We start from the raw sequence: 22,653 nt of genomic DNA, 5'->3' as shown, positions 1-22,653 counted from the left end.
CCGGGCTCAGCCGCGGCGCTCCAGGGTGTCGAGCGCCAGGCACAGGTCTTCCCAGGCGCGCGCCTTGTCGGCCAGGTTGCGCAGCAGGTAGGCCGGGTGGTAGGTCACGATCAGCGGCACGCCCTGGTACTCATGCACCCGGCCGCGCAGGCGGCCGATCGGCTCGCTGCTGCGCAGCAGCGACTGCACCGCGAAGCGCCCCATCGCCAGGATGATGCGCGGCTGCACCAGCGCGATCTGGCGGTTCAGGAAGGGCTCGCATTGCGCCAGCTCGTCGGGCTCCGGATTGCGGTTGCCCGGCGGGCGACATTTCAGCGTGTTGGCGATGAAGACCTGCTGCTCCGGCGGGCCGTCGCCGCGCGACAGGCCGATCGCGCGCAGCATGCTGTCCAGCAGCTTGCCGGCCTGGCCGACGAAGGGCTCGCCCTGCAGGTCCTCCTGCTGGCCCGGTGCCTCGCCGACCACCATCCAATGCGCGCGCTCGTTGCCGACGCCAAACACGGTGTTCTTGCGGCTCTCGCAGAGCTTGCAGGCGCGGCAGTCCGCCACCGCCTCGCGCAGCTCCGGCCAGCCCATCGCCGCGATGCGCTCCAACCCGGCGCGCGGCGCGCGCTGCGGCAGCGCCGCCGGCGCCACCAGCACCTCGGCCATAGAACGCGGTGCCGGCGCGGGCGCAGGCGCCGGCCGCGGCGCCACCGGTGCGGGTGCAGCTTCGGCCACCGCAACCTCGGCCGGCGCCTCGACGGGTACGGGCGCGGCCGGCGGTGCGGTCCAGACCTTCAGGCCCATCGCCTCCAGCATCGCCTGCTGGCGTTCGCTCCAGCTCATGCCAACACCTCCTGCGCCGGCAGCAGGCGCAGGCTCATCAGCACCGCATCCTCGCGCCGGCCCTGGGCGGCCGGGTAATAGGCGCGCCGCTGGCCAACCTCGGCAAAGCCGTAGCGCTGGTAGACGGCACGCGCGCGCTCGTTGCTCTGGCGCACCTCCAGCCAGATCTGCTCGCAGCCCTGCGCGCGCGCCAGCGCCTGCAGCGCATCCAGCATGCCGCGCGCATGGCCGCGGCCCTGCAAGGCCGGCGCCACCGTGATGTTCAGCAGATGCAGCTCGCCGACGCCCGGCATCGCCAGGCAATAGCCGAGCAGCGCATCGGCCTCGTCGCGCAGCACGAAGGCCTCGTAGCCGGCCGCCAGCGAATCGATGAAATTGCCGCGCGTCCAGGGGAACTCGTAGGCGCGCTGCTCGATCGCCAGCACCGCCTCGACATCGCCCACCCGCATGGCCTCCAGCCGGGTGCCGGACCGCAATTCGGCGCTCATGGCGTGGCGCGCGCCGCCTGGCGCTCCTCGGTGGTCAGCGCGACCTTGTCGCGCACATACAGCGGCATCGCCTGCGCCGCGTCCAGGCGCTCGCCGGCGGCCCAGGCGGCCTCGGCCAGCACGGCCAGGGCCTCGGCGCGCGAACGCGTCGCCGGCCAGGCCGATCGCGCGCGCGCGGCCGCTTCGGCCAACTCGGGGAAGACCGCCAGCGCGCTGCCGCACAGGGCCACGGGCGGCTCGGCGGCCCAGCGCGCCAGCAGCGCCGCCGGCGCATACAGCGCGGGTTCTCGGCGCGTCTGCCAGCATCGGCCGTCATGGTGGTAGGCCGCCGCATAGATCTCGCCCATGCGCGCGTCCATCGCCACCCAGCAATCGTCCAGGGAGGTCTCGGCCTGCTGGCGCGCGTCCTCGGCCACCAGCATCAGGCTGTCCAGCGCCAGCACCGGCTTGTCCGCGCCGAAGGCCAGGCCCTGGGCCACCGCGCAGGCGGTGCGCAGGCCGGTGAAGGCACCCGGGCCGCGGCCAAAGCCGATCGCGTCGACATCGGCCAGCGCCAGCCCGGCACGCGCCAGCAGCGCCATCAGCTCGGGCAGCAGGCGCTCAGACGCCTTGGCCCCGCCCTCGTCCTCGAAAAACCAGCGCCCTTGCGGGCCGGTCAGCGCCAGCGCCATGCTTTCGGTCGAACTATCCAGGGCCAGCAACACAGTCATGCCCGGAAGTGTAGCCGTGCGATCATCGCCGCCATGCGTGCCCTGATCGCGGCCGGCGCCCTGTTCTGGGCCCAGGCCGGCCTCGCCCAGACGACGACTCCCCCGCCCGCCGCGCCGCTGCCACTCGCAGTGCTGCAGGCGCTGCGCCAGGCCCAGCTGCCGGAGCAGGCCCTGGGCGTCTGGCTGCAGCCGGTCGATGGCGGTCCGCCGCGCCTGGCCTGGCAGGCCGAGAAGCCCTTCAATCCGGCCTCGCTGATGAAGCTGGTGACCGGCCTGGCCGCGCTGGAACAGCTGGGCCCGGCCTGGACCTGGCAGACCCCGGTCTGGCTGACCGGCCGGCTGCAACCGGACAGCGGCCGGCTGACGGGCGATCTGGTGATCAAGGGCGTCGGCGACCCCAAGCTGGTGCGCGAGCGGCTGTGGCTGCTGATGCAGCGCCTGCGCCAGCTGGGTCTGCGCGAGATCGAAGGCGATATCGTGTTCGACGGCAGCGCCTTCGCGCCCTGGCCCGCCGCGCCGGCCGATTTCGACGGCGAACCCTGGCGCCCCGGCAATGCCGCGCCCGAGGCCCTGCTGCTGAACCACAAGGCCCAGGTCTACCGCTTCAGGCCGGATCCGGTGCGTGGCCAGGCCTGGATCGTCGGCGACCTGCCGCTGCCGCCGCTGCAGTCCAGTGTGCCGCTGGCCAACGGGCCCTGCGGCGACTGGCGCGGCGCGCTAAGGCTGCAATGGCAGGAGGGCCTGCCGCTGCGCTTCGCTGGCGCTTACCCGGCCGCCTGCGGCGAGCTGTCCTGGCCGCTGGCCGACCCGGAGCCGGCCAGCTACAACGCGCGCCTGCTGAAGGCCTTATGGCAGGAGGCCGGCGGGAGCCTGAAGGGCCAGGTGCGGCCGGGCCTGGCGCCGGCCGAGCCGGCTAGCCTCTGGTTTGCCTCGCCGCCGCTGGCCGAGGTGCTGCGCGACATCAACAAGAACAGCGCCAATGTCGCGGCCGAGATGCTGCTGCTGAGCCTGGCGACGGACCGCCCGGCGACCCAGGAGGCCGCGCGCGAACAGCTGCGCCGCTGGCTGGCGGGCAAGCTGGGCGAAGAGGATTTCCTGCTGGAGAACGGCTCGGGCCTGTCGCGCCAGAGCCGACTGAAGCCGCAGCAACTGGGCCGCCTGCTGCGCGAGGCCTGGGCCAGCCCGCTGATGCCGGAGTTCGTCGCCTCGCTGCCGCTGGCCGGGCTGGACGGCACCCTGGCGCGCGGCGGCGCGGCGCGCTTCGGCGCGGCCTACGGGCGCGCCCATCTGAAGACCGGCTCGCTGCGCGATGTCAGCGCGCTGGCCGGCTATGTGCATGCCGATTCGGGCCGGCGCTATGTGCTGGTGGCTTTGCTGCAGCATCCGCGCGCCGGCGCGGGGCGCGCGGCGCTGGACGCCTTGCTGCAATGGGCGGTGCAGGACGGCACCGCCCCGACCCCTTAGAAGGGGTTGTTGGACGCGCGGGTCACCGCCATATTGCCCAGGCGGTTGTGACCGACCGGCCCCATCAGCGTCGGCGAGGCCCACAGCCAGGTCGTGGCCTTGCCGTTGGTCACCAGGGTCTTGGCCGTGCATTGCAGCGGCAGGCTGCTATCCAGGCAGGCCACATCGGTGTAGTTCTCGATGCCCACCGCGGCGGCATAGCCGGAGATGCGGCCGATACGCTCGCTTTCCTCGTTCATCAGCACCAGTGCGATGCGCCGGCCGTCGTTGACCACATTGGTGCGCAGCTCGAGGTTGAACTCGGACGTCAGGGCCGAGAGCAGCGCGGCGCGGTCGGTGTCCGGCTTGTTCGCACGCTCCTTCAGCGCGAAGGGGGTCAGGCCCAGATCGGGCAGCAGTGCGACCAGCACGCGGCCGTCGGCATTGGCGATGCGATTGACCTGGTCGGCCAGATCGCGGCCGCGCTGGCGGGCCTGGCCCTTCAGCGCATCGACGCCCTGCTGCGGGTACTGGCCATACAGCTCCAACAGATCATTGGTACCGGCCATTACCGTGTTCAGGACCTTGCTGTTGAAGCCGCCGGCGTTGAAGGCGCCATCGACCTGGATCTTGACATCGGCCACCTTGGCGGCCGGCTTGGCGTAGATCTTGCCGGTCGTGGTGACACCGCCCTTCGGGTTGCATTCGGGAAACACCAGACCGAAGGCCCCGGCCAGGGATTGCACCCAGATCGGGTTGCTCGCGCAGTCCAGCACACCCTTGTCATCCAGCGCATTGACCGAGTACTTGCGGCCTTCCGCGGTGATCACGCTGGACTCGTCGCCGAAGACCAGGATGCTCTTCGGGCTGAAGGGCTCGATCTGGCCGCCACCGCCACCACAGCCGGCCAACACCGCGGCCGCCGCCAGCGCCAGCGCGCCTTGCTTCAGAAACTTCATCAACTCTCCAGACATAGACTTTCCATCGATCACTGTGGCTCGCCGTCCGCGGGGCCGGCAAAGGCCGCCGCCGCGCGCGACAGGCGATCGCGCACGCCGTCCCAGGCGCTGTCGTCGCCCGGGGGGGTTTCGATCCAGATTTCGCAGGCGCCGGCCGCATCCAGCTCGCGCAGCACGGCAAACAGCTCGAAGGCCGCCGCCGCAGCATCCTGCGGCATGGTCCGCCAGATCGTCGGCCCCGCCATGACCGGCAGCGACCGCGAATATACCGCCAGGGCCGGCGGCCATTGTTGCTGCCGGTTCAGCGCCGCCTGAAGCGCCGCGCGGTCCAGCAGGCGCACCACCGCACTGGGCGCGTAATGCGCGGCCAGGGTGCCGGAGGCGCGCGGCGCGGCCGCGTCCTTCTCGCGCAGCGGCTCGCCGGCCGCCGCCTCGATCTGCGCCGGCGTCAGGATGCCGGGGCGCAGCAGCACCGGATGCTCGCGGCTGCAGTCGACGATGCTCGATTCGATGCCGACATCGCAGGCGCCGCCGTCCAGCACCAGCAGTTCATCGCCGAATTCCGATTGCACATGCTCGGCCCGGGTCGGGCTGACCTTGCCGAAGCGATTCGCGCTGGGCGCCGCGACGCCGCGCACGCCCAACTCATGGGCGCGGGCCAGCAGCGCGCGCGCCACCGGATGCGCCGGGCAGCGCAGGCCCACGCTGGCCTGAGCGCCGGCCGCGGCCGCGGCCATGCCGGGCGCGCGCGGCACGATCACCGTCAGCGGCCCCGGCCAGAAGGCCTCCATCAGGCGCCGCGCCACCGGCGGCAGCGCGCTGGTGAAGGCCTCGGCGTCGGCGATGTCCAGCACATGCACGATCAGCGGATGATCGGTCGGCCGGCCCTTGGCCGCGAAGATCTTGGCCACCGCGGCGTCCCGGTCGGCGCGCGCGCCGAGGCCGTAGACGGTCTCGGTCGGCAGCGCGACCAGCTCGCCATCGGCCAGCGCCCGGGCGGCCCGGTCGATGGCGCTGGGGTCGGAGCCGTTCAGCAGCATCGGCGGGCCCTCACCAGGCGGTCGGCAGGCCGAGGATCGCAGCCGCCCGGGCCGCGGTCGCGCGCGCGGCCTCGGGCGTGGCGGCGGTGATGTTCAGATGGCCCATCTTGCGGCCGGGCCGCGCGCTGGCCTTGCCGTACAGATGCAGATGCGTGCCCGGCAGGGCCAGCACCGCGGCCCAGTCGGGGCTGCGCTCGGCGCCCGACTCAGCATCGAACCAGAGGTCGCCCAGCAGGTTCAGCATCACGGTGGGCGAATGCAGGCGCGGCGTGTTCAGCGGCAGGCCGGCCAGCGCGCGCACCTGCGCCTCGAACTGCGAGACATCGCAGGCGTTCATCGTGTAATGGCCCGAGTTGTGGGGGCGTGGCGCCATCTCGTTGACGACCAGCGAGCCGTCCTGCAGCAGGAAGAACTCGATGCACAGCACGCCGACATAGCCCATCTCGGCGGCGATGCGCGTCGCGGCCGCGCCGGCGCGCTGCTGCAGCGCCGTATCGACCGCCGGGGCCGGCACCTCGGTGACGGCCAGGATGCCGTCGCGGTGCAGGTTCTGCTGCACCGGAAACAGCACGCAGCCGCCATCGCGGCCGCGCGCGACCAGCACCGACAGCTCGCGCTGCAGCGGCAGCATCTGCTCCAGCACGCAGGGCACACGCTTGAGCTCGTCCCAGGCTGCGGCCAGCTCGGCGCGGGTCCGGATGCGGACCTGGCCCTTGCCGTCATAGCCCATGCGCGCGGTCTTCAGGATGCCGGGCAGCAGCGCATCAGGCACCGTGCCCAGATCAGCCTCGCCGCGGATCACCGCATAGGGCGCGCAGTCGACGCCGGCGGCGCGGAAATGCGCCTTCTCGTCGGCGCGGTCCTGGCAGATCGCGACGCAGGCCGCGGCCGGCGCCACCGGGCGCTGCGCGGCCAGCAGTTCCAGCGCGCGCGCCGGCACGTTCTCGAATTCGGTCGTGATCGCGTCGCAGGCCTGGGCCAGGCGCGCCAGCGCGGTCTCGTCCAGGTAGTCGGCGCGGATATGTTCATGCGCAACCGCGCCGGCCGGGCTGTCGGCGTCCGGATCCAGCACCACGGTGCGGTAGCCCAGGCTCTGCGCGGCATGCACGAACATGCGGCCCAGCTGGCCGCCACCCAGGACACCGAGGGTCGCGCCCGGCAGCAGAACTTCGCTCATCAGACCAGATCCTTGCTCATCGCACGCGCCTTCTCGGTCTGCGCGACGCGGAAGGCCGCCAGCTTGGCGCGCAGCGCGGCATCGCCGCTGGCCAGCATCGCCACCGCGAACAGCGCCGCATTGCCGGCACCGGCGGTGCCGATCGCGAAGGTCGCGACCGGGATGCCCTTGGGCATCTGCACGATCGAATGCAGCGAGTCGACGCCCTGCAGATGGCGGCTCGCCACCGGCACGCCCAGCACCGGCACGGGGGTCTTGGCCGCCAGCATGCCGGGCAGATGCGCCGCGCCGCCGGCACCGGCGATGATCGCGCGCAGGCCACGGCCCTCGGCGGCCTCGGCATAGGCGAACATCTCGTCGGGCATGCGATGCGCCGAGACGACCTGCGCCTCGAAAGGGATACCGAACTCGGAGAGAATGTCGGTGGCGTGCTTCATGGTCTCCCAGTCGCTGCTGGAACCCATCACCACGCCGACCAGGGGAGAGGCGCTGCTCACGGCTCGCTCCAATCGCTGAATGAATAAGGCGGAAAGAAACCTTGAATTGTAGGCGGGTGCCGCCAAGTCCCCGGATCAGTCCCGACACACCATGATCGACATCACCATTCAGAACTTCGAAACCGAGCTGCTGCAGGCCTCGATGCAGCAGCCCGTGCTGCTGGACATCTGGGCGCCCTGGTGCGGCCCCTGCAAGAGCCTGGGCCCGGTGCTGGAGAAGCTGGAGACGGCCTACGCCGGCCGCTTCCTGCTGGCCAAGCTCAACAGCGACGAGCAGCCCGAGATCGCCACCCAGCTGAGCCAGGCCTTCGGCGTGCGCTCGATCCCCTTCTGCGTGATGTTCGTCGGCGGCCAGCCGGTGGACGGCTTCGTCGGCGCGATCCCCGAGGCCCAGATCCGCGAGTTCCTGGACAAGCATGTGCCCAGCGGCGAGATGCTGGAGGCCGAGGAAGACCTGGCCGCCGCCGAAGAGCTGCTGGCCGAGGGCGACCTGGAATCGGCCCTGACCAAGCTGGCCCAGGCGGTCGAGACCGATCCCGCCAACGAGGTGGCCCGCTTCGACTATGTGAAGGCCCTGCTGGAGCTGGGCCTGCTGCAGGATGCCAAGGCGGCCTTCGCGCCGGTGGCGGCCAAGGCGGCCGACACCATCACCCCGCATGCGCGCTTCGCGGCGCTGGGCCTGTGGATCGCCGCGGTCGAGGCCGCCGCCCGGGCCGAGCCGGCCACGCTGCAGGCCGCGATCGCCGCCAACAAGCGCGATTTCGAGGCTCGCTACGCGCTGGCCCAGACCCAACTGGCCGCGCAACGCTTCCCCGAGGCGATGGACGAGCTGCTGGAGATCATCATGCGCGACAAGGCCTGGAACGGCGAAGCCGCGCGCAAGCTCTATGTCGCGATCCTGGAGCTGCTCAGCAAGCCCGCGCCCAAGGCGCCGGCCGGCACCGAGGCCAAGAGCACCCTGGAGATCGCCGGCAAGGCGGTGGTGCCGGCCAGCGATCCACTGATCGATCAGTACCGGCGCAAGCTCAGCATGGCCTTGTTCTAAGGCCGGGCCAGGCCGGCCGCTTGCAGCGACTCAACCCAGTGTCGCTGCTGGCGCTCCAGCTCGGCCCATTCGGCCGCCGCGCTCGCCGCATGGCGGGCCGCGGCCTCGGCATCGCCGAGTTCCTGGTAGACCTGGGCCAGACGGCTATGGGTGGCGGCGCGGTCATCCACATCGCAGGCCGGGTCCAGCTCCAGCTCCGACTCGCGCGCCTGCTGCAGCGCCAGCTCGCGCTGCCCCATCTGCACGCGGCACCAGGCCAGATCGGCCAGCATGCTGCTGCCCAGGCGCGCCAGGCCGCAGGAGATGGCCTGCGGCAGGTGGCGCTCATAGAGCTCGCAGGCGGCCGCATAGTCGCCGCGCACCGTCTGGATCTGCGCACGCAGGATCGGCGTCAGCTCGCTCATCGCCGAGCCCCCGACCGCCTCGTCATAGCGCTCGATCGAGTCGGCGCTGAGCAGCAGCTCGGGCACCGGCTTGGTCGGATGGCTCAGCGCGTCGCGTCGCACATGGGCGGTGCGCATCTCCGCCATGTTGTACATCAGGGCCGATTGGGTGGCGTCGTCGCCCTCGGCCAGCGCATGCTGGCGGGCCTTGGCGTACCAGGGCTGGGTCAGGTCGACGCGGCCGGCGAAATGGTGCGCCAAGCCGAGCGCAATCGCCAGGCGGCTTTGGGCCGCATGCTGATCCGCGCCGGCCAGCGCCCGACAGGCCTGGGCATGGGCCACCAGCCCGTCGATGTCGTGCCGCACATAGGCCAGATGCGCCAGCCAGGCCGTGGCCAGCGCCTCGACCTCGGCCAGCCCGGCCAGCTGGGCGATGGCACGGGCGCGCATGAGCTTCTCGTAAGCCCCACCGCTGAAATCGGTGAAATAGCTCATCAGGCCCTCGGCCAGATGCAGCCAGGCACCCAGGTGCGGATGCGGATGCTGGAAGGCCAGCTGGTGCAGCGCGGTCAGCTCATGGCGCGCCGCCTTCAGCTGGCCATGGCGCGCCTGCAGCACCGCGCGCTGCGCCCGCAGGCCGGCCGACTGCAGTTGGTCCGGCGCGGCCGCGATGGCCTTGTCCAGGCGCTGGTGCAGGCGCGATTTCTGAGCCATGGGGTCGGCTCAGCGGGTCAGGCGGTCCAGGGCCTCGCGGTACTTGGCCGCGGTCTTCTCCACCACCTCGGCCGGCAGCGCTGGCGCCGGCGCGACCTTGCCCCAGGGCTGGCCGTCGACCTGGGCCTGCTCCAGCCAGTCGCGCAGGAACTGCTTGTCGTAGCTGGGCGGGTTGCTGCCCACCGCATAGCTCTCGGCCGGCCAGTAGCGCGAGGAGTCGGGCGTCAGCACCTCGTCCATCAGGGTCAGCGTGCCGTCTGCATCCAGGCCGAACTCGAATTTCGTGTCGGCGATGATGATGCCCTTGGTGAGCGCGTAGTCGGCGGCGCGCTGGTAGAGCGCGATCGAGATGTCGCGCACCCGCTCGGCCAGCTCGCGGCCGATGATCGCGACGCAGCGCTCGAAATCGATGTTCTCGTCGTGATCGCCCATCTCGGCCTTGGTAGCCGGGGTGAAGATCGGCTCGGGCAGCTTGGAGGCGTTGTCCAGGCCGGCGGGCAATTGCACGCCGCAGACCTGGCCATTGGTCTTGTATTCGGCCCAGCCACTGCCGGCCAGATAGCCGCGCACCACCGCCTCGATCGGCAGCGGCTTCAGTCGCTTGACCAGCATCGAGCGGCCCTGCACCTGGGCCCGGTCGGCCTCGCCGACGACCGACAGCGGATCCTCGCCGGTCAGGTGATTCGGCACGATGCCATCCAGCTTCTCGAACCAGAACAGCGCCATCCGGGTCAGCAGCGCGCCCTTGCCGGGGATCGGTTCGCCCATGATGACGTCGAAGGCCGAGATGCGGTCCGAGGCCACCATCAGGATGCGGTCCGCGCCCACCGCGTAGTTCTCGCGCACCTTGCCGCGTGCGATCAGGGGAAGAGAGGTCAGCGAGGAGGTATGCAGGGCAGCGGTCATGGAAGGACTTCCGTCTAAGGTGCGCGGGATTTTAGGCCCAGCCCCGCCGCCCTTCCCGCGCGGCCCAGGGCCTGTTCACGCTAGGGCAGCAAGTCGCGTTGTGACCAGAAAGGCTGCAGGCAAGGCGCAAACCGCAGCCGGGTTGGACACCCGGCGAGGATTTGCAACGCCGCATGCGGTCTTTCTGGTCACAACCCTGCGGGAAGGTTCGCCCCCGAGGGGCGGGCCTTCGCGGCTGACTGCCATAGCATGAACAGGCCCTAGCTCAGGCTCGCGCGTCGCAGCGCCGGCATCAGCGGCTCGACCTGGTCGCGCGACAGGCGCGGCCCGCCGGGCGCCAGCGCCGCCAGCTGCGACAGGGTTTCCGGCGGCAGGCGCCCGACCAGCGGCGCCAGCTCGCCGAAACGCAGGCCCTGGCGCAGCAGGAAGGCGATGTGGCTATGGCGCAGCGACTCGGCGCTGACCGTCTGCGGCTGATCCAGCTCGGCATCCAGCGCGCTCGAGGTGACCGCGGCGCGCACGTCCTGGGCGTCGATCGGCGTCTGGCCGCCGGGCCGCACGAACAGCGGCGCCTCGGGATGCTGGGTCTGCTCGCCGCGGCGCGCCGCCCAGCCGCGCAGCAGCGGCGGCAGCACCAGCTCGCGCGGCGAATCGCCGCGCAGCCGCAGCTGGCCGGCCTGGGCGTCGACCGCGCCGAGCGGCAGCGCCACCACCTCGTCGACGCTGAGCCCGCACAGCAGGCAGGCCAGCATCGCGCGCGGCTCGGGCGCGGCATGCGCCAGCAGTCGCGCCACCTCCTCCTGCTCCAGTTCGCGCAGCGGCTCCAGCGCCTGACCCAGCCGCGGCAGGTCGAAGCCATGCGGCAGGGCCGGCGCCATGGCCCCAGCCAGTTGTGGCGAGTTCGCCGCCGGCATGCCCCCCCAGGACGGCGCGATCACGACCGTGGGCCCCTGGCGCGGATCGCGACGGTCGAAGAACTCGATGAACCAGACCGCCAGCAGGCCCAGCAGCAGGGCCATCACCAGGCCGAAGCCGGCATCGCGCCAGTAGGACGGGCGCCAGGGCTCCTGCGGCACCACCGCATGCTCCAGCACCTCGACGCGCGGCCGCCGCGTGCGCTCGCCGGCCTCCAGCGCCAGCAGCTTCTGCTTGGCCGCCTGCTGCAGCTTCTCCAGCCCGGCCAGCTCTTCCTGCAGGCCCTGATGTTCGGCAAAGCGGCGCCCGAAGGCCTGCACGCCCTGCCGATCCTCGACCAGCTGCTGCTGCAGGCGCTGGCCGGTGACCTGGGCCATGCGCAGCTCCTCGCGCGCATCGGCCAGCGCGGTCTGCTGGCTGGCGCGGCGCTCGGTCTCGAGCTGCTGCTCCAGGTTGGCGATGCGGCTCTTCAGCGAACGCGCCGCCGGGTCCAGCTCCAGGTACTGCGGCGTGTACTGGCGCTCCAGCGAGCGCCATTCCTCGCGGTTCTGCGACAGCCGGTTCTCGATACCGGCAATGGTCGGGTTGTCGCGCGCCTGCGGCGTGCGCTTGCCCTCGGCGATCGCCTGCTCGATCGCATGCACCTTGCCGGCCGCGGCGGCCTCGCGCTCGTTGACGGTATTCAGCGAGGCGCCGATGCCCTTCAGGCGCGACAGGGTCTGGTTCTCGTCGCGCTCCGCCGAGACGATGTTGGCGCGCTGCCGGAAGCTGTCCAGCGCGCGGCGCTGCTGCTGCACCCGCGCCTCGATCACACGCAGCTCCTCGCGCGCATCGTCGAGCTGGGTCAGCTGGCTTGCGTCGCCGGCCTCGAGCTGGCGCTCGCGGTAGACCTCGATCAGGGTGTTCAGGAGCGCCGCGGTCAGCGCCGGCTGCGGCCCTTCGGCCTGCAACTCGACCACCTGGGTGCCGGGCACCGGCAGCAGGGTCAGCATGCGCTGCAGCTGCGCCACCGAATCGCCACCCGTCTCGCGCAGATGGCCGGCGGCCTGCAGGCGCGGCAGCACCGCCTCCAGCAGCGGCCGGCTGCTCAGCAGCTGCACCTCCAGGCCGAAGCCCTGCGGGCCGCCCTCGGCACCGGCCGGCGAACTGGCGGCGGCGCGGGCGGCCGGCGTGATCTGGATGCGGGCATCGGCCTTGTAGATCGGGCTGCGGCCAAAGTCATAGACCAGGGTCGCCAGCAGGCCGAGCAGGAAGGTCGCGACAAAAACCTTCAGGCGCCGCCGCATCGCCGCATTGCGCGGCGGCGGGCCATAGGATTCGCCCGGCAAGCCATTCAGGCCGGGCGGCGACAGGCGCGGCGGGGATTCGGCGGCATCGTGATGAAACACGGCAGGGCGGGCTCGGCGGCAATGCCGCGACTATAAGCACGCCCCTCCCCCGGCGCCATCAGAGGCGCTAGGGATGTCCGCGAAACAAAAGGTTACTGGACGATCTGGTTCAGCTCGCCGCGCGCATAGGCGGCGGCGGTGTCGACCAGCGTGCGCGGCTTGATCTTGCCGGCCTGACCCTCGCAGCCGAACTCGAGGTAGCGCTGCTTGCAGATCAGCTTGGCGGCCTCACGGGCCGGCTTCAGCCATTCGCGCGCATCGAACTTGTCCGGGTTCTCGGCCAGGAACTTGCGCACCGCGCCGGTCATCGCCAAGCGGATGTCGGTATCGATATTGATCTTGCGCACGCCATGCTTGATGGCTTCCTGGATCTCCTCGACCGGCACACCGAAGGTCTCCTTCATCTTGCCGCCGTACTGGTTGATGATGGCCAACAGCTCCTGCGGCACGCTCGACGAGCCGTGCATCACCAGATGGGTGTTCGGGATGCGCTTGTGGATTTCCTTGACGCGGCTGATCGCCAGGATGTCGCCGGTGGGCTTGCGCGAGAACTTGTAGGCGCCATGGCTGGTGCCGATGGCGATCGCCAGCGCGTCCAGCTGGGTGGCCTTGACGAAGGTGGCCGCCTCTTCCGGGTCGGTCAGCATCTGGCTGTGGTCCAGCTTGCCGACGGCGCCGATGCCGTCTTCCTCGCCGGCGTCGCCGGTCTCCAGATTGCCCAGGCAACCCAGCTCGCCCTCGACGGTGACGCCGACCTTGTGGGCCATCTCGACGACCTTGCGGGTCACGTCCACGTTGTAGTCGAAGCTGGACGGGGTCTTGCCGTCATCCATCAACGAGCCGTCCATCATCACCGAGCCGAAGCCCAGGTTGATCGCGCCCTCGCAGACCTTGGGGCTGGTGCCATGGTCCTGGTGCATCACCAGCGGGATATGCGGATAGGCCTCGACCGCGGCCAGGATCAGGTGTTTGATGAAGGGCTCGCCGGCGTACTTGCGGGCACCGGCGCTGGCCTGCAGGATCACCGGCGCGCCGACCTCGTCGGCCGCGGCCATCACGGCCTGCACCTGCTCGAGGTTGTTGACGTTGAAGGCCGGAATGCCATAGCCCTGTTCGGCGGCATGGTCCAGCAGCTGGCGCATTGAAACGAGAGGCATGGGAAGCCCTCCTGGGAGTTGCAGATTCTGGCGGGCGCGGCCTTGGTAACCGCGCCGTAACTGCAGCTGATTCTAGCGGTGTGGCATGGCCGGACCGTAACAAGCGGCTGGCACGCCGACCCCTCATCCTGGGGCAAGCGCGCTTGCGCGGGGGCCGCGGCGCCGCTAGCCTCGCCGGCGTGACCGTCCGCCTCGCCCTCGACCACCTGACCCTGTGGATGACCGCCGCCGCGCGCGAGCATTCGCTGGATCTGATCGACCATGTGATGGAGCGCACCGGCGCCAGCCGGCGCGCCACCCAGGCAGCGCTGCGCCGCCTGGTCGAGTCGCAATGGCTGACGCGCGAGGGCAGCGCGCGCCGCCCGGTCTACGGCCCGGGCCTGTTGCGCCAGGTGGCACGCAGCTACACCCTGCACGGCCTGCAGGAGGACCTGCCCTGGCAGCGCGACTTCGCGCCTCATTTCGCGCTGCCGCCCCATGTGGCGCGCATGATCCAGCATGGCTTCACCGAGCTGGTCAACAACGCGGTGGACCACAGCGGCGGCACCAGCGTCACCGTCTCGCTGCGCCAGACCGCGAGCCATGCCCAGCTGCTGGTCTCCGACGACGGCTGCGGCGTGTTCGAGCAGATCTGCAGCCGCTTCGCGATCGCCGACGCCCAGCATGCGATGCTGGAGCTCAGCAAGGGCCGGCTGACCAGCCAGCCGGCGGCGCATACCGGCCGCGGCCTGTTCTTCAGCTCGCAGCTGGCCGATGTGTTCGACATCCATGCCAACAAGCATGCCTTCCAGCGCCGCGCCTGGGACCCGGCCGGCTGGCAGCCGGGCCGGCCGCTGCCGCGCGAGGGCAGTTCGATCTATATGGCGATCGCGCTGGACACCACGCGCACCCTGGACCAGGTGCTGGGCGCCTGGAGCCTGGACGGCAGCGGCATCGAGTTCGACCGCACCACGGTCAGCCTGCGCCTGCTGGCCGGCCCGGGCCAGGTGCTGGACTCGCGCGCCCAGGCGCGCCGGGTGGTCGCGCGGCTGCCGATGTTCCGACAGGCCGAGATCAGCTTCGACGGCATCGAGGAGATCGGCCATGGCTTCGCCGACGAGCTGTTCCGCGTCTTCGGCCGCGCCCATCCCGAGGTGCTGCTGGTGCCCACCGGCATGACGCCGCGCATTGCGGCCCTGGTGCAGAGCGCGCTGAACAGCGCCTGACAGGCTGTTGTAAAACTACTGCGGCGGCCAACCAGGTCCAGACCGACCTGCTGGGTCTCGAACAGCCGGCGCTCGCGCGCCTGGTCGAAGACGGTGCCGTCGCTGATGCCGCGGGTCAGGCACAGGGTGCGGCCGCGCAGGCTGTCCAGCCCGCCGAATTCCGGGCTCTCGCCGGCGCGCACCACCATCCAGACATGGTTGGTGAACACCGGCTCGCTGAACAGGTACTGCTGCTCGCGCTGCGGATTGCGCGACAGGCCGAAGGCCAGCATCTCGCCGCGCGCCGACAGCGCCAAGAGGCGCGCCCAGGGCAGCAGATGCAGCACCCATTCGAAGCCGCCGCCCTCGGCGATCGGGCGCAGCAGCGGCAGCACGAAGGCGCGCGGGCTGCTTTCGCTGATCGCCAGCTTCAGCACCGGCCGTGCGGTCGGCGCGGCGCCCACCCGATGGGCGGTGGCCGCAGCCCATAACAGACCGGCGCCGCGCAGCAGCCAATGCCGGCGCGCCCGGTCCCGCTCCCGCCCGTTTGAATTTGCGTCCTGCCGCGCTGCGCATCCGGTTCCGGCCATGCGGCCAGCACAGCCGAGCGGGACGGGCGCGGCGGACCCGAGGCTTGCCCTCGGGTCCGGGGATCAGTCGACCCGGCCGACCTTCAGCATATTGGTGCCGCCCGGGTAGCCCATCGGCTCGCCGCAGGTGATCGCATAGGTGTCGCCGGGCATCAGCACGCCGCGGTCGACCAGCAGCTGCTCGGCCGCCTTCAGGGCCTGGTCGCGGTCGTCGAACTTGGGCATCAAGAGCGGCTGCACGTTGCGGTACAGGTTCATGCGGCGCTGGCTGACCTCCTGGGTGGTCAGCGCGAAGATCGGCACCTGGATGCGATGACGGCTCATCCACAGCGCGGTCGAGCCCGATTCGGTCAGCGCGACGATGGCCTTGCAGCCCAGGTGGTAGGCGGTGAACAGCGCGCCCATCGCGATCGACTGGTCGATGCGGCCGAACTGGCGGCCGGCGAAATCGGTGTCCAGGCTGACGAACTCGGCACGCTCGGCCTCCAGCGCGATCGCGGCCATCTGCTCGATGGTCTCGACCGGGTACTTGCCGGCGGCGGTCTCGGCGCTGAGCATCACCGCGTCGGTGCCGTCCAGCACCGCATTGGCCACGTCCGACACCTCGGCGCGGGTCGGCACCGGATTCACGATCATCGACTCCATCATCTGGGTCGCGGTGATCGTCACCTTGTCCAGCTCGCGCGCCATCTTGATCATGCGCTTTTGCAGCGCCGGCACGGCCGCGTTGCCGACCTCAACCGCCAGGTCGCCGCGCGCCACCATGATGCCGTCGCTGGCCTTCAGAATCGCTTCCAGCTGCGGAATGGCCTCGTAGCGCTCGATCTTGGCGATCATCGCCGGCTTGTGGCGCCAGGGTTCGCCGGCCACATTGGCCAGCTGGCGCGCCATCTCCATGTCGGTGGCGTTCTTCGGGAAGCTCACCGCCAGGTACTCGCACTGGAAGGACATCGCGGTCTTGATGTCCTCCATGTCCTTGGCGGTCAGGGCCGGCGCGGTCAGGCCGCCGCCCTGCTTGTTGATGCCCTTGTTGTTGGACAGCTCGCCGCCCAGCTTGACCGTGGTGTGGACCTGCGAGCCCTTGACCGAGTCCACCGTCAGCACCAGCAGGCCGTCGTTCAGCAGCAGGGTGTCGCCCGGCTTCACGTCACGCGGCAGCTCCTTGTAGTCCAGGCCCACGATCTGCTCGTTGCCGAGCTCGGTGCGGGCGGCGTCCAGGATGAAGGGCGTGCCGTTGATCAGTTCGATCTTGCCGTTCTCGAACTTGCCGACGCGGATCTTCGGGCCCTGCAGGTCGGCCATGATGGCCACCGAGCGGCCGGCCGCGGCCGCCACCTCGCGCACCATGCGGGCGCGGTCGATATGGTCCTGCGCCTTGCCATGCGAGAAGTTCAGCCGCACCACATCGACGCCGGCCCGGATCATGCGTTCCAGCACCTCGGGCGAGGAGGAAGCCGGTCCGAGGGTGGCGACGATCTTGGTGGCACGGGTCATGGGCGGTCTCAGATGAAATCAAGTTACAAGCCGGCGATTATGGGCCGCATCCGGGCCCATGCATCGGTTTCTCGCGGTTTCACCCGGTTTCAGCTTTTCGCCGCCAGCACATCCGCAACAGCCAGCGCCGTCATGTTGACGATGCGCCGCACCGTGGCCGAGGGCGTCAGGATATGTACCGGCGCCGCCGTGCCGAGCAGGATCGGCCCGACGGTCACGCCCTGACCGGCGGTGATCTTCAGCACATTGAACAGGATGTTGGCCGCGTCCAGGGTCGGCAGCACCAGCAGATTGGCCGAGCCCTGCAGCTTGCTGTCGGGCAGGAAGGTGGCGCGCACCGTCTCGCTCAATGCCGCGTCGCCATGCATCTCGCCATCGCTCTCGATCTCCGGATGCGCGGCCGCGAACAGCTCATGCGCGCGCCGCATCTTGACAGCCGAGGGCCGCTTGCTGGATCCGAACATCGAATGCGAGACGAAGGCCAGCTTGGCCGGCAGGCCGAAGCGCTGCACCTCCTCGGCGGCCATCGCGGCGATCGCGGCCAGTTGCTCGGCGTCGGGGTTGTCGTTGACGAAGGTGTCGGTGATGAACAGGGTGCGCTGCTCCAGCATCACCGCGTTCATCGTCGCGAAGGTCTGGGTGCCGGGCTTCAGGCCGATCAGGTCGGACACATGCTCCAGATGCGAATCAAAGCGGCCGACCATGCCGCAGATCATCGCGTCGGCATCGCCCAGCTTGATCGCCAGCGCGCCGATCGTGGTGTTGGAGCGGCGCACCGCGGCCTTGGCCATCTCGGGCGTGAAACCGCGCCGGCCCATCACCTGGTGGTAGGCCTCCCAATACTGGCGGAAGCGCGGATCGTTCTCCGGATCGATCACCGCGGCATCGCCGCCCAGCTTCAGGCGCAGGCCGGCGCGCTGGATGCGCATCGCGATCACCTCGGGGCGGCCGATCAGGGTCGGCTTCACCAGCCCCTCGTCCAGCGCCACCTGCACCGCGCGCAGCACGCGCTCGTCCTCGCCCTCGGCGTAGATCACGCGGGCGGGGTTGGCCTTGGCGGCGGCGAACACCGGCCGCATGAACATGCCGGTCTGGTAGACGAAGCGCGACAGCTCCTGGCGGTAGGCGTCCAGATCAGCGATCGGCCGCGTCGCCACGCCCGAGGCCGCGGCGGCCTGGGCCACCGCCGGCGCGATGCGCAGGATCAGGCGCGCGTCGAAGGGCTTGGGAATCAAGTACTCGGGGCCGAAGGCCAGCTCCTGGCCTGCATAGGCGGCCGCCACCTCGTCACTGGTCTCGGCCTTGGCCAGCGCGGCGATTTCGCGCACGCAGGCCAGCTTCATCTCCTCGGTGATCTTGGTCGCGCCGCAGTCGAGCGCGCCGCGGAAGATGTAGGGGAAGCACAGGACGTTGTTGACCTGGTTCGGATAGTCCGAACGGCCGGTCGCGATGATGCAATCGGGCCGCACCGCCTTGGCCAGCTCCGGGCGGATCTCCGGCTCCGGATTCGCCAGGGCCAGGATGATGGGCTTGTCGGCCATGGTCTTGACCATGTCGGGGGTCAGCACGCCGGCGGCCGAGCAGCCGAGGAACACATCGGCCCCGGCGACCACGTCGGCCAGGGTCGTCGACTCGGTCTGCTGACAGTAGCGCTGCTTGCTCTCGTCGAGTTTGTCACCGCGACCCACGCGGATCACGCCCTTGGAATCGACCACGAAGATATGCTCGCGCTTGACGCCCAGGCCCACCATCACGTCCAGGCAGGCGATCGCCGCGGCGCCGGCGCCCGAGGCCACCAGCTTGACCTTGGCGATGTCCTTGCCCACTAGCTCCAGCCCGTTCAGCAGCGCGGCGGCGCTGATGATGGCGGTGCCATGCTGGTCATCGTGGAACACCGGGATGTTCATGCGATCGCGCAGCTTCTTCTCGATATAGAAGCATTCCGGCGCCTTGATGTCCTCGAGGTTGACGCCGCCCAGGGTCGGCTCCATCGCCGCGATGATCTCGACCAGCTTGTCCGGGTCGCGCTCGGCCAGTTCGATGTCGAACACATCGATGCCGGCGAACTTCTTGAACAGGCAGCCCTTGCCCTCCATCACCGGCTTGGCGGCCAGCGGGCCGATATCGCCCAGACCCAGCACCGCGGTGCCGTTGGTGACCACGCCGACCAGGTTGCCGCGCGAGGTGTAGTCGGCCGCCAGCGCCGGGTCGGCCTCGATGTCCAGGCAGGGATAGGCGACGCCGGGCGAGTAGGCCAGCGACAGGTCACGCTGGTTGGACAGGGCCTTGGTCGGCGTCACCGAGATCTTGCCGCGCGTCGGGCTGCGGTGATAGTCCAGCGCGGCCTCGCGCAGGGCCGCCTCGGCGGGCGACAGGGTCGACTTGCTGCTACTGCTCATTCCCGAGTCTCCTCGAATTCTGGGCGGGCAAGATTACTCCTCTTATCGCATCACGCCGATGCCGACTGTTTTGACTGCCATGCAAAGATGGCAAAACAAAAGGGGCCCATGGGCCCCTTGGTTCGGCTCGGGTCGAACCCCGCTCAGCCTGCGGCTCGCTTGCTGAGGATCTCGAACGCCGGCAGGGTCTTGCCTTCCAGCACCTCCAGGAAGGCACCGCCGCCGGTGGAGATGTAGCCGACCTCCTTCTCGATGCCGTACTTGGCGATCGCGGCCAGCGTGTCGCCGCCACCGGCGATGCTGAAGGCCTCCGACGCGGCGATCGCGCGGGCCACCGCCTCGGTGCCGCCGGCGAAGGCGTCGAACTCGAACACGCCGACCGGGCCGTTCCAGACGATGGTGCCGGCCGCCTTCAGCTTGTCCGCCAGGATGGCGGCGGTCTTGGGGCCGATGTCCAGGATCAGGTCGTCGTCGTCCACCTCGGTGGCGGCCTTGGTCGTGGCCGGCGCGTCGGCCGCGAAACTCTTGGCGGTCACCACGTCGACCGGGATCGGCACCTCGGCGCCGCGTGCCTTCATGGCCTCGATCACGGCCTTGGCATCGGCCAGCAGGTCCGGCTCGGCCAGGCTCTTGCCGATCTTCAGGCCGGCGGCCAGCATGAAGGTGTTGGCGATGCCGCCGCCGACGATCAGGCCGTCGACGTTCTTCGACAGGCTCTGCAGGATGGTCAGCTTGGTCGAAACCTTGGAGCCGGCGACGATCGCCACCAGCGGGCGCTTGGGCGCGGCCAGGGCCTTGCTGATCGCGTCGATCTCGGCGGCCAGCAGCGGGCCGGCGCAGGCGATCTTCGCGAATTGGGCGATGCCGTAGGTCGTGCCCTCGGCGCGGTGGGCAGTGCCGAAGGCGTCGTTGACATAGATGTCGCACAGCGCGGCCATCTTCTTCGCCAGCTCCTCGCTGTTCTTCTTCTCGCCCTTGTTGACGCGGCAGTTCTCCAGCAGCACCAGCTGGCCGGGTTCGACCTTGACGCCGTCGACCCAGTTGGCAATCACCGGGACCTCACGGCCCAGCAGCTCGCCCATGCGCTTGGCCACCGGGGCCAGCGAATCCTCGGGCTTGAACTCGCCTTCGGTCGGACGGCCCAAGTGCGAGGTCACCATCACCGCGGCGCCGGCCTTCAGCGCTTCCTGGATGCAGGGGATCGAGGCGCGGATGCGGGTGTCCTCGGTGATGTTGCCGGCATCATCCTGCGGCACATTGAGGTCGGCACGGATGAAGACGCGCTGGCCGGACACCTTGCCGGCGGCGACCAGATCGGAAAAACGCAGAACGTTCATGGGTCTGAGAGACGCTTGGAGTTGGAAAACGGTGGCGCCTTCGCGGCGCCCTGCCCTCTAGCTTACCAAGCGCCCGGATCCGGACCGGGACAGCCCGGTTACCAACCCAGCCCGATGCGCAGCGCCAGCATCACCGCGGTGCCGCTGATGATGGTGCCGAGGATGCCGCCACGCCAGAAGAAATAGGCGGTGCCGACCGCGGTGGCGTAGAGCCGCGCGTCCTTCCAGGTGTCGATCAGTTGGCCGTTGCTCATCACGATCTCGGGCACGATCACCGCGGCCAGCGCGGCCAGCGGCGCATAGCGCAGCCCCTCCTTGAGCCAGTCCGGCATCGGCAGCTCATGCTTGGGGATCATGAAGAAGGCACGCGTCAGCAGGGTGATCGCCCCCATGCCGAGGATCGCGATCGCGGTCTCCCACCAGCTCATGCAGCGCTCCTCTTGGTCTCGGGCAGCCATTTCTCCATCAAGAGGCCCACCGCGACCGCCACCGCGATCGCCACCATGATGTTCAGGCGCAGCGGCAGCGCATAGGCGGCCACCGCGGCGCAGCCCGCCACCGCGGCCGAGACCCAGGTGTTGCGGTCCTTCAGCAGCGAGTACGAGAGGCCCAGCAGCGCCAGCACGCCGGCGAAGCCCAGGCCCCAATGGGTCGGCACATGGTTGGCCAGCAGGATGCCGATCACCGACGGCACCTGCCAGGCGCACCAGTTGAGCGCCACCCCACCCCAGAAATAGGGCTCATGGTCGGGCGAGGGCTTGGGGTCGGGAAAACGCTTGAGGAAGGCGACGTAATTCAGGTCGGCCGCGAAGTAGGCGATGCGCAGCCGCCTGGCGCGCGGCAGATGGCCGAAATACAGGCGCCACTGGGCGCTGAAGATCACGAAGCGCAGGTTGACGCAGAAGGCCGTGGCCCACAGCACCCACATCGGCGCGCCCGAGGCGATCAGCGGCAAGGAAGCCAGCTGCGAGCTGCCGGCGAACACCACGAAGCTCATCAGGAGGGCCAGCGGCACCGACAGCCCGCTCTTGACCATCGCGACCCCGGTCACCAGGCCCCAGGCCGAGATGCCCAGGGTGATGCCCATCATGTCGCGCGCGCCCTGGCGGAATTCCGGGTGGCGCGCCAGCGCCATGAGTTTCGACGTCATGGCCTCATTGTCGACGCCGGCGGATTTTCCTGCCGGCGCCATGTGCGCTATGCGCTCATTTGCTCAGTTGTTCAGGCGCTTGATCGAGCCGCTGCCGGCCACCGAGCTGCTGATCTCGGGCGAGCCGAGGTAGCGCACATCGCCGGAGCCGGCAATCGAGACCTTCAGCGCCTTGTTGGCCTGCACCTGGGCGTCGCCCGAGCCGGCGATCTTGACCGAGACCTCGTCGGAGGCCAGCTCGGCCGCCTTCACGTCGCCGCTGCCGGCCACCGAGATGGTCAGGCTGTTGGTGCGGCCCTTGGCATAGATGTCGCCCGAGCCGGCCACCTTGAAGCCCACCTTCTCGCTGAACAGCTCCTGCAGGCGGATGTCGCCGGAGCCGGCGATCGCGGCATCCAGCGAGGGCGTCTTCATGCCCTCGACGCGCACGTCGCCGGAGCCGTCCACCGCCAGGCTGCGCAGCACGATCATGCCGATGCTGATCTGCACCGGCTGGGTGCCGGCCAGCTGGAAGCCCTTCTTGGTCGTGATCTCCAGGGTCTTGCCGCCCTTGCCGCCGTCGACGATGCGGGTCTCGATATAGGGCAGCAGGTTCTTCTCGGCGCGCACCTCGACCGAGTCGCTGGCGGCCTGGCGCACCTGCACCTTGAAGCTGCCGCTGAGCTGGATCGCATCGAAGCCGCCCGGCGTGCGCGCCTCGCTGCCGACCTCGCCGGAGCCCTTGATGCGCTCGCCGCTGCCGAAGGTCCAGCTCCAGGCCTGCGCGCCGGTGACGGCGGCGAGACCGGCAAAGGCCAGGGCGGCGAAGGCGATGCGGCGTTGGGGATTCTTCATGATGCTGGACTCCTG

The 22,653-nt window shown here is 70.1% G+C and carries 21 protein-coding genes; 4 read left to right on the top strand and 17 right to left on the bottom strand.

Features of this window, described 5'->3' with window-relative positions:
- Positions 1-6: 6 nt before the first annotated feature.
- The 3 genes from G8A07_RS04755 to tsaB are packed head-to-tail and all read right to left on the bottom strand — an operon-like array spanning position 7 to position 2,026.
- Positions 7-828 carry a uracil-DNA glycosylase family protein gene (locus G8A07_RS04755; protein WP_195795951.1) on the bottom strand — a complete coding sequence of 274 codons (822 nt, stop codon included), beginning with the start codon at positions 826-828 and terminating at the stop codon, positions 7-9.
- Positions 825-1,316: a ribosomal protein S18-alanine N-acetyltransferase gene (rimI, locus tag G8A07_RS04750; RefSeq protein ID WP_195795950.1), complete on the bottom strand. Its 492-nt coding sequence runs from the start codon at positions 1,314-1,316 to the stop codon at positions 825-827. Before rimI ends, G8A07_RS04755 begins: the two co-directional genes overlap by 4 nt.
- A complete protein-coding gene (tsaB, locus tag G8A07_RS04745) occupies positions 1,313-2,026 on the bottom strand; it encodes a tRNA (adenosine(37)-N6)-threonylcarbamoyltransferase complex dimerization subunit type 1 TsaB (RefSeq protein WP_195795949.1) in 714 nt (237 codons plus the stop codon). The genes rimI and tsaB overlap by 4 nt, the downstream gene beginning before the upstream one ends.
- A gap of 33 nt (positions 2,027-2,059) precedes the next feature.
- Between tsaB and dacB the strand changes: the two genes are divergently transcribed.
- Complete coding sequence (dacB, locus tag G8A07_RS04740; protein WP_195795948.1) at positions 2,060-3,490, top strand: D-alanyl-D-alanine carboxypeptidase/D-alanyl-D-alanine-endopeptidase; 1,431 nt, start codon at positions 2,060-2,062, stop codon at positions 3,488-3,490.
- Here the strand turns inward: dacB and G8A07_RS04735 are convergent.
- The 4 genes from G8A07_RS04735 to purE are packed head-to-tail and all read right to left on the bottom strand — an operon-like array spanning position 3,487 to position 7,109.
- Positions 3,487-4,428: an SGNH/GDSL hydrolase family protein gene (locus G8A07_RS04735; RefSeq protein ID WP_195795947.1), complete on the bottom strand. Its 942-nt coding sequence runs from the start codon at positions 4,426-4,428 to the stop codon at positions 3,487-3,489. The two genes, dacB and G8A07_RS04735, sit on opposite strands and share 4 nt — an antisense overlap.
- A gap of 29 nt (positions 4,429-4,457) precedes the next feature.
- Positions 4,458-5,468, bottom strand: a complete 1,011-nt coding sequence (locus tag G8A07_RS04730; protein WP_195795946.1) for an L-threonylcarbamoyladenylate synthase — start codon at positions 5,466-5,468, stop codon at positions 4,458-4,460.
- Between the two features lie 10 nt (positions 5,469-5,478).
- A complete protein-coding gene (locus tag G8A07_RS04725) occupies positions 5,479-6,645 on the bottom strand; it encodes a 5-(carboxyamino)imidazole ribonucleotide synthase (RefSeq protein WP_195795945.1) in 1,167 nt (388 codons plus the stop codon).
- Positions 6,645-7,109 (bottom strand): 5-(carboxyamino)imidazole ribonucleotide mutase, encoded by a 465-nt coding sequence (gene purE / locus G8A07_RS04720; RefSeq protein WP_195797589.1) that lies wholly within the window; start codon positions 7,107-7,109, stop codon positions 6,645-6,647. Before purE ends, G8A07_RS04725 begins: the two co-directional genes overlap by 1 nt.
- A 124-nt stretch (positions 7,110-7,233) precedes the next feature.
- Between purE and G8A07_RS04715 the strand changes: the two genes are divergently transcribed.
- Positions 7,234-8,187, top strand: a complete 954-nt coding sequence (locus G8A07_RS04715; RefSeq protein ID WP_195795944.1) for a tetratricopeptide repeat protein — start codon at positions 7,234-7,236, stop codon at positions 8,185-8,187.
- Here G8A07_RS04715 and G8A07_RS04710 read toward each other — a convergent pair.
- From G8A07_RS04710 to fba, 4 genes are all read right to left on the bottom strand, one after another.
- On the bottom strand, positions 8,184-9,284 hold the full coding sequence (locus G8A07_RS04710) for a hypothetical protein (protein WP_195795943.1): 1,101 nt from the start codon (positions 9,282-9,284) through the stop codon (positions 8,184-8,186). The genes G8A07_RS04715 and G8A07_RS04710 overlap by 4 nt on opposite strands.
- 9 nt (positions 9,285-9,293) lie before the next feature.
- The gene (locus G8A07_RS04705) at positions 9,294-10,190 is read right to left on the bottom strand and encodes a phosphoribosylaminoimidazolesuccinocarboxamide synthase (protein WP_195795942.1); all 897 of its coding nucleotides are present in this window, start codon (positions 10,188-10,190) and stop codon (positions 9,294-9,296) included.
- A 260-nt stretch (positions 10,191-10,450) separates the two neighbouring features.
- Positions 10,451-12,493 carry a Wzz/FepE/Etk N-terminal domain-containing protein gene (locus tag G8A07_RS04700; protein WP_195795941.1) on the bottom strand — a complete coding sequence of 681 codons (2,043 nt, stop codon included), beginning with the start codon at positions 12,491-12,493 and terminating at the stop codon, positions 10,451-10,453.
- Positions 12,494-12,585: 92 nt separating this feature from the next.
- Positions 12,586-13,650, bottom strand: coding sequence for a class II fructose-bisphosphate aldolase (gene fba / locus G8A07_RS04695; protein ID WP_195795940.1), 1,065 nt, complete (start codon positions 13,648-13,650; stop codon positions 12,586-12,588).
- 179 nt (positions 13,651-13,829) lie between these two features.
- On the opposite strand from fba, the gene G8A07_RS04690 reads away from it, so the two are divergent.
- Together G8A07_RS04690 and G8A07_RS04685 are read left to right on the top strand one after the other, a co-directional pair.
- Positions 13,830-14,855, top strand: coding sequence for an STAS-like domain-containing protein (locus G8A07_RS04690; protein ID WP_195795939.1), 1,026 nt, complete (start codon positions 13,830-13,832; stop codon positions 14,853-14,855).
- A 194-nt stretch (positions 14,856-15,049) separates the two neighbouring features.
- Complete coding sequence (locus tag G8A07_RS04685; protein WP_195797997.1) at positions 15,050-15,325, top strand: hypothetical protein; 276 nt, start codon at positions 15,050-15,052, stop codon at positions 15,323-15,325.
- A 162-nt stretch (positions 15,326-15,487) separates the two neighbouring features.
- Here G8A07_RS04685 and pyk read toward each other — a convergent pair whose 3' ends face one another.
- The 6 genes from pyk to G8A07_RS04655 all read right to left on the bottom strand — a co-directional run bounded on the left by pyk (position 15,488) and on the right by G8A07_RS04655 (position 22,638).
- Positions 15,488-16,918, bottom strand: a complete 1,431-nt coding sequence (gene pyk / locus G8A07_RS04680) for a pyruvate kinase (protein WP_195795938.1) — start codon at positions 16,916-16,918, stop codon at positions 15,488-15,490.
- An 89-nt stretch (positions 16,919-17,007) separates the two neighbouring features.
- Positions 17,008-19,317 (bottom strand): NADP-dependent malic enzyme, encoded by a 2,310-nt coding sequence (locus tag G8A07_RS04675; RefSeq protein WP_195795937.1) that lies wholly within the window; start codon positions 19,315-19,317, stop codon positions 17,008-17,010.
- A gap of 143 nt (positions 19,318-19,460) precedes the next feature.
- Complete coding sequence (locus G8A07_RS04670; protein ID WP_195795936.1) at positions 19,461-20,654, bottom strand: phosphoglycerate kinase; 1,194 nt, start codon at positions 20,652-20,654, stop codon at positions 19,461-19,463.
- A gap of 98 nt (positions 20,655-20,752) precedes the next feature.
- A complete protein-coding gene (locus tag G8A07_RS04665; RefSeq protein WP_195795935.1) occupies positions 20,753-21,082 on the bottom strand; it encodes an AzlD domain-containing protein in 330 nt (109 codons plus the stop codon).
- Positions 21,079-21,804, bottom strand: a complete 726-nt coding sequence (locus G8A07_RS04660) for an AzlC family ABC transporter permease (protein WP_249937220.1) — start codon at positions 21,802-21,804, stop codon at positions 21,079-21,081. The genes G8A07_RS04665 and G8A07_RS04660 overlap by 4 nt, the downstream gene beginning before the upstream one ends.
- Before the next feature lie 63 nt (positions 21,805-21,867).
- The gene (locus G8A07_RS04655; protein WP_195795934.1) at positions 21,868-22,638 is read right to left on the bottom strand and encodes a head GIN domain-containing protein; all 771 of its coding nucleotides are present in this window, start codon (positions 22,636-22,638) and stop codon (positions 21,868-21,870) included.
- Between the last annotated feature and the right edge of the window lie 15 nt (positions 22,639-22,653).

This window comes from Roseateles sp. DAIF2 (genome assembly GCF_015624425.1).
GTDB lineage: Bacteria > Pseudomonadota > Gammaproteobacteria > Burkholderiales > Burkholderiaceae_C > Kinneretia.
The sequence above is the reverse complement of the archived record's forward strand: the minus strand, read 5'-3'. Positions and strand labels throughout refer to the sequence as shown.